We start from the raw sequence: 14,805 nt of genomic DNA, 5'->3' as shown, positions 1-14,805 counted from the left end.
TGATTACTGTATGTTCTCACATACCTAGCAACTGTTATATCAGAAATGAATCCAACGTGATTTCATATCCAACATTTCTACCTCTTTTTTAGAAGTTTGATTTTGCTGAGAACCACCCAAAAGGCAATTATTTTTGAGCAATCTGATATAAGTACGGTAGGGTATATAGTCAATTGGGTTATGTCCAGAGAAACGCAAAAGTAAAACACAAGCCCAGGAATACTTACCAGCTATAATTGCTTTGACTATTTGTTCTATTTGTTCGGTGTTAATCTTTTTATTGACTTGTCTATTATAATCAGCAATATTTTGGCTCATAGTATGCACTCCTATGTGTAAGTAAGAAACTAGTCAAACAATTTTTTGGGGATTTTGCATTTTCAGCAGCTGGCAAAATTCTCAACACAGACGTAAGTAATGGTAAACAAAACCGATAAAATTACCAGATGACACAAAAATCGATTTAAGAATCATCCAAGATAGATGTTTTTTTATTAAAAGCAGGGGCTGATTTAACCAGGTCATACAACATTTTTATTCACCTGATAGACATTGAACTAAATCCGCCCCCACAGATTAACCGTGTTGCAGAAGCAGCTTCTTTTTTAAGCCTACTCAAAGTTCAACTCTGGATACATGAACTATTTTTTGATCGACTTGTCTATTTTTTCGGTGTTGATTCTTTTTGATGATCCTTATCTCGGAAAAGCTAGATGTTTGACTATCTTCTCTTGAATATTTTCTGCCCCCTCGCTCCCTTAAATCCCACTTAATTGGGGGGATATACTCTGAGATTTCACTCTGATGGCAAGAGAATCTTTTGATGTGGACAATAAAGAAATTCAGGATTAATCCAGGCTTCCTGGTAGTTACAATCCTTTATAGATAACATAGATAACAAACCCAAAGACTTGCAAATTATTTATTTGTGTTTTGCAACACATAGTTTCTTAATGATTTATCTATCTATAGTCAGATATGTGGTCATATTCTGGATATTGCTTAAGAAAAACATATTACCTAAGAAGGATGACCGAGCATCTTTATATATAGTTGAATGCCTTAAATACTAAACTCAAACAATTCAATCAAATCAGGAAAATTTCTCCTCCTTTTATATGAGTATTTCGGTGTAAAAACTTATCTAAAGTTAACAAAGATAGGTGGGTTATGTTTGGGAATATTTTCCTGAACCTATATTTCCACCATCAGTCTAATAATTAGCAGATATTTACCTAACTCTTATCTGTGTTTTTTCCGAGTCAAAATTTTAAAATTTTAATGTTGGTTTTTTATCCGAAAAATCACTTAAAAGCAGAGAGAATTGACTTCTTATATGCAACAAAATGGAAGTTAGGATTTCTTTCTTGCTAAAATCAAAATTATTCAATTTTCTTTCTAAATTTATTGTGTAATTTTGATCTCCAAGGTAATTATCAACTAAATACTGGCTACAAGAAAAACTAATAATAAGGAGTACATAGGGATATGAATTCTGGCGATTACGCGTTGGAACAATCAAATTCTCCATTGACTTACCAGCCAGGAGTAGAGTTGAAATTTGCTGATTTTCTCATTAACCAAGTTATAGATGCTGCATTTTGTTTAGGAGAAAATGCTCAATTTCTTTATGTCAATAAAGCCACCTGCTACCTAACAGAATATTCCCATGAAGAATTGCTTTCCATGAAGCTACATGAATTAGATGTAGATAGTTCATTACATAAATGGTTACAGCTATGGCAAAATTTGAAACATCAGGAACACCATTCTTTTAAGTCCCGCTATCGCACAAAGGGAGGAAGAATATTTTTAGCAGAAGTAAATCTGAGGTATGTAAAATATCAAGAAATTGAGTTTAGTGGTGCGTTTATTCAGGAAAAAGGTGATGAATTAATAGAGTTGAGCGTTCAAAAATGGATTAATGACGGCAGAGAAATCAAAAGAAATTTACAACAAGAATCAACTGTTAGTCAATCTCACAATATTGATACATTACTGAATTTTAGAGAATCTAGATTTCGCTTTTTGATAGAATCTATTAATGCTGGTATTTTTTTAATTCGAGGTACACAAATTTGCTATGTAAATTCTGCCGCAGAGTTACTCACTGGTTATACACAAACAGAATTATTAAGAAATTTTGATTTGAATCAACTAATTAAAAGTAAAAAATCACACGCTTCTCCAGCAAATAACTCTGAATATCAGGAGATAAAAATTCTGACTAAAGATGGTAAAGAAAGATGGTTAGTTGGCGTGGTGACTCGGTTAAATGAGGTGATAGATTTTGATGGTCAAGAACAAGAAGTCGAAATCTTGACAGCTATTGATATTACCAATTACAAATATGTGGAATCTGAATTGTGTCAGACATTAGAAAAAACAAAACTACTTAGCGAACTGAGAGCGCACCTTGTAGCTATAGTTTGTCATCAATTTCGTACACCACTAAATGTTATTTCTTTTTCTAATAGCTTGCTCAAACGACATATAGATAAATGGGAAGAGGAAAAAATTCTACCATTTATTAAACATATTCAAATAGGAGTCGAACAAATCAACCAGATATTAGATGATATTTTGTTCTTAGCTAAGGCTGAATCAGTACAATTTACTTTTCAACCATCAGAAATTGATTTAGTTGAATTCTGCCAAGATTTGATCTCCAAAATACTGATAATTAATAGTGAATATCATATTAATTTTGATAGTCTAGGGGACTGTAAAAAAGTATGGATTGATAAAAAATTGGTAGAGCCAATTTTGAATAATTTACTAGAAAATGCTATTAAATATTCCCCCATTGGCAGTGTAGTAGATTTAATAGTTGATTGTCATGAAGAGGAAGTCATATTTCACGTTAAAGATCAGGGTATTGCGATTCCACAAGGAGATCAGTACCGACTGTTCGAGCCTTTTTATCGGGGTAGCAATATTGATAAAATTCCTGGTACGGGACTGGGTTTATCTATTGTTAAAACCCTGGTTAATTTACATGGAGGTCAAATGACAGTAGTAAGCAAAGTTGGCGTAGGTACTATATTTACTGTGGTACTTCCATCTGTTCCCTATTTGCCTCCTGAAAGTTCTGAATCTTGAAGACAGATTTTGTTAATCATTCCTTGATACAACTTTTATTGGTTACAAAATGATGCGCGAATCGTCAAAAAAAATTCTTGTAATTGAAGATGATGCTACCACCCGTGATCTCTTCATAGACGGTCTTGAGGCTGAAGGTTTTGTTACTATAGGAGCAGAAAATGGTTTAGTTGGTATCCAGAAAGCACAAGATTATTTACCTGATTTGGTAATTTGTGATTTGATGATGCCAGATATAGATGGTTACAGTGTTTTAACTAAGTTGCGTCAAGATTCTCTGACTGCAATTATTCCTGTTATTTTTCTCACAGCTAGCAACACTAAGACATCTATGAGAAAAGCTATGGAGTTGGGAGCAGATGATTATTTGAGTAAACCTTGTACTGTCGATGAGTTGTTAAAGGCGATTACTATCCGACTAGAAAAACAAGCTATCTTTCAAAGATGGTATGCGAATAATTCTCAATCATTATCAGAACTAGCTGCTAAATCAGAAAATTCAGAATCTATTTTTCCTAATCTTCCCCACCTTCAACAAGTTTTTGACTATATTGAGCGTCATTACCATCAAGGGATTACTTTGTCTGATGTGGCGGAAGCTGTTGGTTATTCTTCTCCTTATTTAACAACTCAAGTAGCGAAACAAACGGGAGAAAGTGTGAATGTTTGGATTGTTAAGCGCCGCATGGCAGCAGCGCGGACATTATTGAAAAGTACGAATCAGACGGTTGAAGAAATTGCTACGAAACTAGGCTATCAAAATGCTTGTCATTTTTCTCGTCAGTTTCGTCAACATCACGGTTTATCTCCGACTATTTGGAGAAAAGAACATCAATCACGTCATGTTGCTCAAACTACTAAGCTGCAATTAGTTAAAAATCGCGCTCAATTAGTAAATCCTATTCCTTTAACTAGTTAAGTTAACTATTTTTAGTTTTTGTTAACTGCTGAAACCATAATTGTAGTCCCAAGGCTAATAAACCCAGGGCTACTAGACCAAATATTCCTGTTCCTAATCCCACTACACCTACAACTAGGGTACGAACGGCTGAACTAATTTTCCATACGATTGGATTTTGGGAATGGATGGGTTTGTTAGCAAAATTGGTGGCGATCGCTATCATGAGAGAATATGCTGCAAATGATAGTCCTCCCGAAATTATCGACCCCGTTAAACAGCGTAATGGGTTTGCTTCTACTTGCTTAGATGTATCCGTTGATGGTGTAATATTTGGTTCATTCATAAAAAGATGTGGGATGTAGTGTAGAAATGAGGGAGATGGGGAGATGAGGGAGATGGGGAGGATGAGGGAGATGGGGAGGATGAGGGAGGATGGGGAGAACAATCTTTTACCTATTACCTATTCCCTCTTAACTGTCACCTGTCACCTGTCACCTGTCACCTATTCCCTGTAATATTTGAATGCCGTTGGCAATTGTCTGAGTTACAAATAATTCTAAATCCTCATCAGGAATTGCTGTCCGTATTTGCTGCTTGACTATTTCCGCTTGTGCTTTTGATTCCACAATGGCAAATACTGAAGGGCCAGAACCAGACATCATTGTGCCTAAAACTCCTTCTTGACTAGCAAATAATTCTCGCAGTTGCAAGACTTTTGGATAAGCTGGTAAGACTACTTTTTCTAAATCATTGTGCAGTTTTTGAGAAATTTTTGCTGCATCCTTATCTAAAATGGCTTTGACCATTTCTCCCGAATGTACAGCATTAGCACGGGCGACTAAATCTTCGGTATTTTTAACATAAGAGCTACCAAATTCTTGCCGATAGGTTTTATATGCCCAAGGTGTAGAAACTTCTAGACTGCGATATTTAGCTAATACTAAATGGATGTGATTTAAACTTGGTAAAGGAGAAAGTTGTTCACCTCTACCTGTAGCAATTACTGTTCCGCCTGAAATACAAAATGGCACATCTGAGCCGAGAGTTGCGCCTAATTCTTCTAATTCTGATTTAGTTAATCCCAAGTTCCAAAGTAAATCTATCCCCACTAATACTGCGGCTGCATTTGTCGAACCTCCAGCCAAACCCGCAGCTACAGGAATACGTTTTGTGACTGTAATATCAATGCCGCCAAAATTACTAAAAACATCAGGAAATTGTCTCGCCATCAATTCAGCAGCCCGGTATGCTAAATTACTGTTGTCTGTAGGTACTTGAGGGTGGTTACAGTAAACGCGAATCGCTTCTGTGCTGGCGGCGTGTAAATCAATTTGGTCTGCAAGGTCGATGCTTTGGAGTATCATTGCTAACTCATGATATCCATCAGGGCGATGACCAATGATTTCTAAATATAAGTTGATTTTGGCAGGTGCAATTAAGCTATAAGAACGCATATTATTTAGTCAGGAGTCAGGAGTCAGGAGTCAGGAATCAGGAGTTCAGGAGTATGGCTTACGCCACGCTATGCCTTCGGCACACTACGTGAACGCTATCAGGAGTTCAGGAGTTCAGGAGTCAGGAGTCAGGAGTCAGAAGAACGAAGAACGAATTAATTTTTACTCTGCTCCCCTGCTCCCCTGCTCCCCTGCTCCCCTGTCACCTGTTAACTGATTTACCAGTGTTACCCATTGTGAAACGCTGAGGTCTTCGGCGCGTACTTGGGGATTAATTTCTAATTGTTCCAGTAATTGAGTCAAGCGATCGCGATCAATTACCGATTGCAAATTATTTCTTAACATTTTTCGCTTCGCTCCAAACCCCAATTTAACCAGATTTGCCAACTTTTTGGGGTCATTTACTGGAATTTCTATCTGTCGGGGTAGCAACCGCACCACTGCTGAATCAACTTTTGGTGGTGGGTAAAATGCACCAGCCGGAACAGTACAAATTAACTCACAATCTGCTAAATACTGCACCCGCACCGACAACGCCCCAAAAGTTCTTGACCCTGGTTTAGCATATAATCTTTCTGCTACTTCTTTTTGTACTAGCAGCACGATGGAATCATAAGGTTCTGGGTTAGGATTGGCAATTGTACCCAGTAGCTTCTCAATAATTGGACCCGTAATATTGTAGGGAATATTCGCAACAACTTTATTTTGCTTTTGGAATTTAGGAAAAGCTGTCAGTTGTTCAGGGACATCAAGAGTGAGAAAATCCCCTTGCAAAAGCAAAAAATTTTCCTTCTCACCCAGTTGTTTTGCCAGCAATTTACACAAATCACGGTCAATTTCTACAGCTAGTAGAGAATTAACTAAAGGTAATAAACGCCTAGTTAAGATTCCCGTACCGGGTCCAATTTCCAAAACCCTATCAGTCTCTTGACATTCGGCTGCTTTAACAATTGCGTTAAGAGCCTTTTCACTTTTTAACCAATGTTGAGCAAATTGCTTACGCGGTTGCACCATTTATATTAATTGCTCCATATTTATACAAGTTTATATTTGATATTTTCCTTGACATGAAGTGCATTTTATGATTTATAGAAAACCACTTGCTTTCTGACAAAATAGCAATGGGGCAATTTTATCTTCATCCCTAAAACATTACTATGCAACCAAAAAAATATATTTTATCTCTAATTTTATTAGTGGTTTGCACCAGCATCAGCAGTTGTGGTTCCAGTGATTCTTCTGATAGTACAGTCTCAGTACCAGTACCAAACAGCACGGCTTCACCAAAACCCCGGAGTTCTCAAGTTGAAACTCAACCATTTTCAACCCCACCATCTCCCAGTGACGAACCACCTACTTCTGCTAACAAAGCCATCTCTGGTAAAACTACGACTGTCACCCTATACACAAGTGATACCCAATGTCAAGATTATGTTGCCAAACCATCATCAGTATCAGCCGATGAACCCATAAATGAAGCCGTTGGTAAAGTCTTACAGGAGCGAGAAACAGCAGATTTTAGTTTGGCTGGGTATCGTGTCAATGTTAAGAATGATATTGCTACAATTGATTTACGAATTGCTCCTGATTCAAAGCGACAAATAGCTTCTCTTTCTAGTTGTGAGCAGTTTGCTTTATTTGGTAGTCTCCGCAAAACCTTGACTAGCAATGCTCAATGGAAAATTAAAGAAGTGCGTTTCACTGAGAAGGGTGAAGAAATTTCTCTTTAATTAGCGTGCTGGGGGAGAATCCATAGTAAAGATTTTCTAGCGATTCAGTTCAGATATAGAATCACACTATTAATATAAAAAAGTCTTTAGTTAAGGAATGTAAGCCAATGGATGTCAAGCTGATATTAGTAGGATTAACAGTCATCTTTACCTTTGCTTGTTTATTTTTTGGTACGAAAAACGGATTTTATGATTCAGACAACTATCATGGTAACGGTTCTGCACATTAAGCACAGTTAGAGAGGAGAGCATGAGGGATGATCTTTCCGTATCCTCTCACTCTGATGGTGGGGAAACGAATGGTGAATTAGAATGTCTGCCCTATAGTGTTCAGCATGAAGATGAAGGTGTATGTCTACTAGTGCGGATGGGGCCACATCGCATTCTCTTAGATTGTGGTTTAGCTGATATTTCATCTCTGTATGGGGGAATAATTACTTCGGTAGACAGAGGTAATTTACCACCACCAGCAGATTTGGTATTGATTAGTCATGCTCATCCAGATCATGCTAGGGGTTTGCTGTCGCTAAATCAAGCTTTTCCCCTGTTACCTATCTATGCTAGTGAGGTGACTAGCAAATTATTGCCGTTAAATTGGCCAGAACAAGAGCCTGAAGACATTCCAGCATTTTGTCATGCTTTGCCGTTGCGATCGCCTATAGAAATTCAAGAAAACCTAATTGTAGAATTATTTCCCGCTGGACACCTACCAGGGGCTGTGGCCATTCTCCTCACCTACCACGCCCACAACCGCGATTACAAATTACTTTACACAGGGGATTTTTTCCTCTCCAACTCCCGGCTGGTAGAAGGCTTACGTTTGGAAGAATTACGGGGCTTAAATTTAAATGTGCTGTTAATTGAGGGCAGTTACGGCACATCCCGTCATCCCCACCGCCGCAACCAAGAAAATCAACTAGCAGAAAGAATTAATCGAGCTATTACCACTGGTGCGCCAGAGATGAACGCCGATCATTGTTCTGTGATTTTACCCACACCAGCCTTGGGTTTAGGTCAAGAATTGCTGATGTTATTGCGTTCTCATCATCATTTTACAGGTCGGGATTTAGACATTTGGGTTGATGGTGCCGTTGCTACCGGTTGCGATGCCTATTTAGAACTTTTACCCCATCTTCCCGCATCAGTCCAAAATTTTGCCCGTCATCAACCCCTCTTTTGGGATGAGCGTGTCCGCCCCCGTGTGCGGCGGTTAAAAGCGGAAGATTTAGCTACTTTAGGCAGCACACCCTGTATTGTCCTCACCGACTCCACAGCGGATTTAAGTAAATACTGCCGACCGAACACAGGCCCTTGGCTAATTCTCCTGCCGGAAAAAATTGATATCCAAGTTAATCAAGAATATTTAGCACCCACTACCTTTGAAAGCTATCTTTTAGCTCAACATAGTGATGGCCCAGGTACAACCCAATTAATTCATAATTTACGACCCCAGCACGTCGTTTTTGTCCATGGTTCACCTGCTTATTTAGCTGACCTCACCAGCTTGGAAGAACTACAAAATCGTTACCATATTCATTCTCCAGCGGCGGGAATTTTAGTAGAATTGCCCATTGGCGAAACATTTTTACAGCCTTCAGCCCCGGAAACTAACTATGAAGGCGAGTTAACGGAGCTAGAAAAAGTCATTACCATTTCGCTGCCAGATGCAATTACATCTGATCCGCGTTGGCAGCAATTTGCCGATACAGGTTTAATAGAAGCCCGTTGGCAGGGTGAAGAACTGATATTACGGGGTTTATCTCAACGAGAACTCCTCAACCAAAATAGTGTAGACCTAACCCGCAGCCGATATCCCTATACATGGTCTGATTTGGAATGTTGTGGCACGTGCAGATACCAAAGAGGGCAACGGTGTTGGAATCCCGCTGCCCCGTTGTATAACTTTAAAGTTACTCTAGAAGGTTACTGTCCTGCCTATGAAAACCTGTCAAATCAGGAATCCTGAATCGTAATTTATACCTCAGAATTCAGCACGAATTACTCTGGATTCAAATCAGTAAAACGGTTGCGGATACGCTCCGACTCAGGACAATCTTCGGTTACGAGAGGTTCTATGTTACCCCGTGGTACGGAAGCTAATTTTTGCGTTACAGCGCCAATGCTTTCTAGGCGAACCATCTCTTCCCAGGAACAAACTTCATCTTCTTCATCTGTTTCATACCGTAGAGTCACTAAATCACCCTCTATATCAATGATGCGGGCGCGCTCTATCCAGCGTTGCTGATCCCGCAAAAAAACACATACCTCCCGCCCGTCGCAACACAGTTGATAAATCTTGCGGTGTAGCATGTACTGCTTCTGCCTTTTTAAACAACGTAGTTAAACCTGTCAAAATTTGGGTCTTAACCCATTAAGATACACCCTCCAGAGGTCAATTTCATGCTTTGTAAACTAGTGTGTCTAATAACCCAATCTTACAACGACTCGATTTTAGTAGTCAGAAATAGAGAAATCTTGGGTCACAAACTAATCGTTATTACATGAGTTGAACTCAATCTCTTTTGGGTCGATGCTAGAGAATGTCTACTTCATAGAAGTCAAACATTTCTGGAGTTGTCCTAACCAGGTTAAGATGTGGTGGTGATTCCTTATTACCATTATGTAATAAATAGTACTGCAAAACAAGCGATAATTGCGGTTGTTCGAGTTGCCTACTTGTAGTCATTGGCATTTTTAGGAAGTCTGGGGACTCGGCTATACTTTTAACCCTTAATGTATTTGATCTTAACTCATTCTCGCCCTGACCTTCATGGTTTTACACAACAATACCTGAATAGTTTTAAGTTTTTATTTGTAATCTCTAGTAATACAGTTATATTTTACTCAACAATGACCGCGAATATCAATTGACCAAAAATTGCTTGATGCTACAACCCGCTGGATGTATCTTTGGGGTCAATCAAAAATCATGTTAGATGATGTTGGCTTAAAATTCCAGTTAAATACTAATTTAATAATAGCTAAAATTTCTGGGGCAGGCTTTTCGGCCTACCCCATGAAAAGTTTATTTGATGCAAGTGATAAAAACCAAGGTTCGAGTAATACAGGTCTCATGTTAAGTTTAATTTTACATTTCCTAGTGAAAACTGTTCAGTACAGGCAATTCCATCAGATTTTTGGAGGAAGCTTCTCGTTTAATTGTACCTATGCGGATTGCTTCGTATAGGGCTGTAAGAGCTTTCAAATCATCTGACTGATAGCATCTAGTAGCCAGGACTTGATGGAGTAAACCCTCTGATTCAACACTAAGATATCCAGTTTGGAAGGCAGATGCAATAAGTGTACGAATCATGATAAACAGGGCATAATGAACGATTTATCACCCTTAGTGTGAGACATTTTCTCCCTAAATACATTGATGTAGGACAGTGAATATTAGTGATTGTCATTACTGTAATTTTGTGATCTCCATCACAGAGAAAAAAGACAACTCCTGTGGAATATAGACTATTAGCTAAGTACACAAGAATATTGAGTAGCCAAAAATACTACTGCGATGAGTAGTGGTAAAAATAGCAATGTATCTAATTATACTCAATAAATATTAATAAAAATAAACATTAGTATTTAAAAGCACAAAGTTTTAAATATCTTTAATCAGATGAAAACTGGCGGAAGTCTTCATCTTTTTGACTGAGTTGCACCCAATCTAAATCAAGTGATTGGAATTTTTGCGCCAAGCGATCGCAAGCTGGACGTTCACTGGCATAATGTCCCACATCAATCAGAATCAATCCTTGATCTCTACTTTCTTGGAATTGATGAAATTTACAGTCAGCGGTGAGATAGGCTTGGGCGTTAGTTTTCACAACTGCGGAAATAAAACCTGCACCAGAACCTCCCAAAACAGCAACTCGTGAAATTTCTTGTTGTAAATCAGCCGTGGGTGAAAAAATCAACTTTGGTGGACGAAGTTGAGTTTGGATAGTGGTGAGTAATTCCTGTAATTTTAAAGATGGTTGGAGCATTCCTACTCGCCCATATCCTAAACCTAATTGGGTCGGAACTATGGGAGATACTGCTTGCAGGTGTAACATTTGTGCCAAAACATCCGCTGTGCCATCATTTACCTGATCGAAATTTGTATGGGCGCTGTAGATACCAATATTGTGAGTAAAAGCTAACCGCGCCATTTCTGCCAGTGCTTCCCCAGTGCGAAGAGATTTGAGGGGATTAAAAATTAGGGGATGATGGGCAAAAATTAGATTAGCATGGAGTGCGATCGCTTCTGCCATTACAGACAAAGTCGGAGTTAAACATACTAACACCCGTGCCTCTTGCTCCAATACACCAGGCTCAATTTGCCAACCGCAATTATCCCAGCTTTCACACCAAGCCGGATTAGCCCATTCTTCAAACCAGGTGATTAAATCAGCAATTTTCATTAGATGTTCTAGGTATAATTTTAGGTAATTACACAGTTGCGCGACTATTGAATCATTGTATCCTGAATTCAGTGACGGTGACTCCTGAAATTTAAGCAATGCTTTTGAGCAACTCCTGCTTGAATTCCTCCGCTGTTTGAAAAGTAATTTGCGGTTTTTCCACCAAAGCTACATCTATCACTTGGGCTAATTTTTGAGGTATAGCATTATTCCGTTGGCGAATAGGTACAGGGTCATTTTGCAAGACGGCTAACCAAGGATCACCTGTAAAATTACGAGGGAAATATCCCGTTAACATATTATATAAACAAGCAGCAGTTGCCCAAACATCAACAGATGGTAGCGAATTTTTAAACTCTAGTACCTGCTGACGGGGAATAAATGCAGGTGTACCCATCTGAGTTCCCGTCAAAGACTGTCCGCTTAAACCTGCTAAATCAAAAGCTTTTGCTAAACCATAATCTCCTATTTTTGCCACTGTTTTTCCATTGGCATAGGTAATTAAAATATTGTTGGGGTTTAAATCTTGGTGAACCAAACCTTTGATTTTTTCTTTTTTCCCACTGGCTGATTCAACATCAGAGACTTGCATTTGATGGGCATATATTAAACCATCCAGAACTTGGAGAATGATGTCTACAGCTACATTAATAGGTACACGCCATCCTAACTTTTGCATGAAATCCCAAATATTACCACCTTCACAATACTCCATCACAAAAAAGAAAGTCTCCTCAGCGAACCCATAATTTAACAACTGTGCTATGTGAGGATGTGTTAAAACTTTGGTATTTTCTGTTTCTCTCAGAAACATTTCTACACCTTCTTCTTTGCCAGCAACCGCAGGAATCATTACCTTAATGGCTACATATTTTCTTAACTGACTATGTTCAGCTAAAAATACTTCACCAAATCCACCTTTGCCTAAAGATTTAATTAATTTATAACCTGCTATAGGTTGGAGATTTTGATCACCTTTTAATGACAAGTCTAGTAAGCGTTGGATAATACTTAAACAAGTGGGGGGTATTTTTGGCTTTTTTTCTTCTTCTTTGATAAGATTGGCTGTTTCAATTTGCTCAGGTTCTGCTAATTCCACACCAATATTAAAAATGGTATCACCTAATTTAAGTTCATCTCCATTTTGTAAATCATACTCTGGATGTTCTAATTTAACTGCTTCTTGTGCCGTTTGATTACGTTCCCTTTGCCCAATTTTTTTACCATTAACAAAAGTACCATTTAAACTGCCTAAATCACGTACCCGAATATCTGGGGGATTAATATCTAGTAAACAATGATAGCGGGAAATCGTCATATCAATTTCCTTAGCTAATTGCAAATTACAATCAGCATTTCTGCCGATGACACAAGTGCTACGGGATTCAAATATATATTTCTTACCCGATAATTTTCCTTGTGTAATGGTGAGTATAATTTTAGATGGCATGAGAAAATTTAAAGATTAAGACTAAATAGATGTGAAATCAATACTTGTTGGTTACGCAAAAAAGGGAGTAGAAAATAAAAAAAATTAACCTCAAGTGAGTCACCTTAAGTATTGGATATGATCCAGAAATTAAAGTTTGTGGCGTTACCTGTGAATACAAAACCTGATCATGTCTATTGCTTTTGTATTCTTTATTACTCCCACTCAATCCTACTGACCGAAAAAACCAGCAAACAGTAGTGGTAAGAGTATCAAAGCAGAAGCAATCAAAACTAGAGTTGCTGGATCAATTTTAATATGATTTTTTTGTGGATCGCGCATTTGGTACTGTCCCGAAAAATAGGTACTTTAACTCTGGTGAAATCAGGTATAAACTTTTTTCCCATTTAGTTAAGTTGGAAATGAAAAGTAAATCTAACTTATTTCTTCCAAGGGAGTTTAGTCCCCATTTGAGTCCATGCAGACAAGATGAGATAAACAATGAGTAAACTCACACCGGCAAAAAACGCTAGTAAATCATTATCCATAGTTCTGCTCAACATTACCATACACTAAATTCAGTATATTACCTTAATTAACTCGTTTATCAGAAGTGTTGAATGTTAGGAAAAGGATCAGGGGTAGATTTTTTTCTGCACCCTTCCCTCTAATGCGACAAGTATTGTCCTATTACGATTTGATAAAATTTTATACATTTTTTTACATCACTTTTCCGTAATCCTCACAAAATCCTCACGTTTTGCATCTATAAACATACTTGAAGGTGATAGCAAGAATTAATAAATCTGAGCAATACCTGGAAAATTGATATTTAATGGAGATTGATAATGATTAAGTTACTTGTGGGTATCCTCGTTTTTGTGATTAATACGATTTATCGAGATCGTCCCTACCCTCGCTTTTATGTTTTGGAAACTGTCGCACGAGTCCCTTACTTTTCTTACCTTTCAGTTTTGCATCTTTACGAAACTTTAGGATTTTGGCGGAAAGCGGATTGGTTGAAGGTACATTTTGCTGAATCTTGGAATGAATTACATCATTTATTGATTATGGAATCTTTAGGAGGTTCACAGTTTTGGGGCGATCGCATCCTAGCTAGAACAACGGCGTTACTTTATTATTGGATTATAGTTGCCCTCTATCTCGTCTCTCCTGCTTCTGCCTATCATTTCATGGAATTGGTAGAAAATCACGCCTATAACAGTTATCAAAAATTCTTGACAGAACACGAAACAGAACTGAAATTAGAACCTGCACCAGCAGTAGCACTTAGCTACTATCGTGATGGTGATCTATATATGTTTGATGAGTTTCAAACTTCTCAATTCCCAGAAACACGCCGTCCAAAAGTTGATAATCTTTATGATGTGTTTGTAGCTATTCGTGATGATGAAATGGAACACGTCAAAACGATGGTTGCTTGTCAACAAACCAACTCTCAACTTGCATTTAAGAGTCCTCATACCCTCCCTACCTCTGAGATTAAAGATAGTGAAGTTCTCTCTGCTCACTAGTGACTATATGTTTGACAATACTTTTAATCAGGACTCACACAGGCATATTAGCAGGCTGCATTGCATCAGATGTCAAAAATCGTCATAATTCAGAAGTCAGGAATTCAGAATGTTTGAGAAATTGGTTAATTATCAAATTCACATCTTGCACCAATAAAATTTAGGATTGCTATAGATCCCCCACTTATTAAAGAAGTTGGGGATTTTTGTATGATGTTTTTTTAAATTAAGCTATTTACAGCAGATTT

15 protein-coding genes are annotated in these 14,805 nt (G+C 38.0%); 6 read left to right on the top strand and 9 right to left on the bottom strand.

Features of this window, described 5'->3' with window-relative positions:
• Window positions 1-39: 39 nt before the first annotated feature.
• Window positions 40-318, bottom strand: coding sequence for a HetP family heterocyst commitment protein (locus tag ACLLO5_RS02175; protein WP_413173854.1), 279 nt, complete (start codon window positions 316-318; stop codon window positions 40-42).
• Between the two features lie 1,170 nt (window positions 319-1,488).
• Between ACLLO5_RS02175 and ACLLO5_RS02170 the strand changes: the two genes are divergently transcribed.
• On the top strand, window positions 1,489-3,102 hold the full coding sequence (locus ACLLO5_RS02170; RefSeq protein ID WP_413173853.1) for an ATP-binding protein: 1,614 nt from the start codon (window positions 1,489-1,491) through the stop codon (window positions 3,100-3,102).
• Between the two features lie 49 nt (window positions 3,103-3,151).
• Window positions 3,152-4,021: a response regulator gene (locus tag ACLLO5_RS02165; protein ID WP_413173852.1), complete on the top strand. Its 870-nt coding sequence runs from the start codon at window positions 3,152-3,154 to the stop codon at window positions 4,019-4,021.
• A 1-nt stretch (window position 4,022) separates the two neighbouring features.
• Here the strand turns inward: ACLLO5_RS02165 and ACLLO5_RS02160 are convergent, their stop codons facing one another.
• The 3 genes from ACLLO5_RS02160 to rsmA all read right to left on the bottom strand — a co-directional run bounded on the left by ACLLO5_RS02160 (window position 4,023) and on the right by rsmA (window position 6,471).
• A complete protein-coding gene (locus tag ACLLO5_RS02160; protein WP_413173851.1) occupies window positions 4,023-4,346 on the bottom strand; it encodes a DUF3082 domain-containing protein in 324 nt (107 codons plus the stop codon).
• Between the two features lie 148 nt (window positions 4,347-4,494).
• Window positions 4,495-5,457, bottom strand: a complete 963-nt coding sequence (gene ispE / locus ACLLO5_RS02155) for a 4-(cytidine 5'-diphospho)-2-C-methyl-D-erythritol kinase (protein WP_413173850.1) — start codon at window positions 5,455-5,457, stop codon at window positions 4,495-4,497.
• A 162-nt stretch (window positions 5,458-5,619) separates the two neighbouring features.
• The gene (gene rsmA / locus ACLLO5_RS02150; protein ID WP_413173849.1) at window positions 5,620-6,471 is read right to left on the bottom strand and encodes a 16S rRNA (adenine(1518)-N(6)/adenine(1519)-N(6))-dimethyltransferase RsmA; all 852 of its coding nucleotides are present in this window, start codon (window positions 6,469-6,471) and stop codon (window positions 5,620-5,622) included.
• Window positions 6,472-6,614: 143 nt separating this feature from the next.
• Here rsmA and ACLLO5_RS02145 point away from each other — a divergent pair, with 143 nt between their 5' ends.
• The 3 genes from ACLLO5_RS02145 (at window position 6,615) to ACLLO5_RS02135 (ending at window position 9,153) form a co-directional block, all read left to right on the top strand.
• Window positions 6,615-7,187 carry a sporulation/spore germination protein gene (locus tag ACLLO5_RS02145; RefSeq protein ID WP_413173848.1) on the top strand — a complete coding sequence of 191 codons (573 nt, stop codon included), beginning with the start codon at window positions 6,615-6,617 and terminating at the stop codon, window positions 7,185-7,187.
• A gap of 107 nt (window positions 7,188-7,294) precedes the next feature.
• Entirely contained in the window at window positions 7,295-7,417 is a 123-nt protein-coding gene (locus ACLLO5_RS02140; protein WP_267910268.1) for a hypothetical protein, read from the top strand.
• Window positions 7,418-7,437: 20 nt separating this feature from the next.
• Window positions 7,438-9,153 carry an MBL fold metallo-hydrolase gene (locus ACLLO5_RS02135; protein ID WP_413173847.1) on the top strand — a complete coding sequence of 572 codons (1,716 nt, stop codon included), beginning with the start codon at window positions 7,438-7,440 and terminating at the stop codon, window positions 9,151-9,153.
• Window positions 9,154-9,185: 32 nt separating this feature from the next.
• Here ACLLO5_RS02135 and ACLLO5_RS02130 read toward each other — a convergent pair whose 3' ends face one another.
• From ACLLO5_RS02130 to ACLLO5_RS02110, 5 genes are all read right to left on the bottom strand, one after another.
• A complete protein-coding gene (locus tag ACLLO5_RS02130) occupies window positions 9,186-9,497 on the bottom strand; it encodes a DUF6679 family protein (protein WP_413173846.1) in 312 nt (103 codons plus the stop codon).
• Window positions 9,498-9,720: 223 nt separating this feature from the next.
• On the bottom strand, window positions 9,721-9,873 hold the full coding sequence (locus ACLLO5_RS02125; RefSeq protein WP_413176219.1) for a hypothetical protein: 153 nt from the start codon (window positions 9,871-9,873) through the stop codon (window positions 9,721-9,723).
• A 411-nt stretch (window positions 9,874-10,284) separates the two neighbouring features.
• Complete coding sequence (locus tag ACLLO5_RS02120) at window positions 10,285-10,500, bottom strand: hypothetical protein (protein WP_413173845.1); 216 nt, start codon at window positions 10,498-10,500, stop codon at window positions 10,285-10,287.
• A gap of 301 nt (window positions 10,501-10,801) precedes the next feature.
• Complete coding sequence (locus ACLLO5_RS02115; protein WP_413173844.1) at window positions 10,802-11,593, bottom strand: Nif3-like dinuclear metal center hexameric protein; 792 nt, start codon at window positions 11,591-11,593, stop codon at window positions 10,802-10,804.
• A gap of 91 nt (window positions 11,594-11,684) precedes the next feature.
• Window positions 11,685-13,043: a protein kinase domain-containing protein gene (locus tag ACLLO5_RS02110; protein WP_413173843.1), complete on the bottom strand. Its 1,359-nt coding sequence runs from the start codon at window positions 13,041-13,043 to the stop codon at window positions 11,685-11,687.
• An 827-nt stretch (window positions 13,044-13,870) separates the two neighbouring features.
• On the opposite strand from ACLLO5_RS02110, the gene ACLLO5_RS02105 reads away from it, so the two are divergent.
• Entirely contained in the window at window positions 13,871-14,557 is a 687-nt protein-coding gene (locus ACLLO5_RS02105; protein WP_413173842.1) for an alternative oxidase, read from the top strand.
• Window positions 14,558-14,805: the final 248 nt, after the last annotated feature.

Source organism: Anabaena azotica SJ-1 (assembly GCF_047275885.1).
GTDB classification, from domain to species: Bacteria; Cyanobacteriota; Cyanobacteriia; order Cyanobacteriales; family Nostocaceae; genus Trichormus_B; species Trichormus_B azotica_A.
This window is presented reverse-complemented; position numbering and strand designations above follow the sequence as displayed.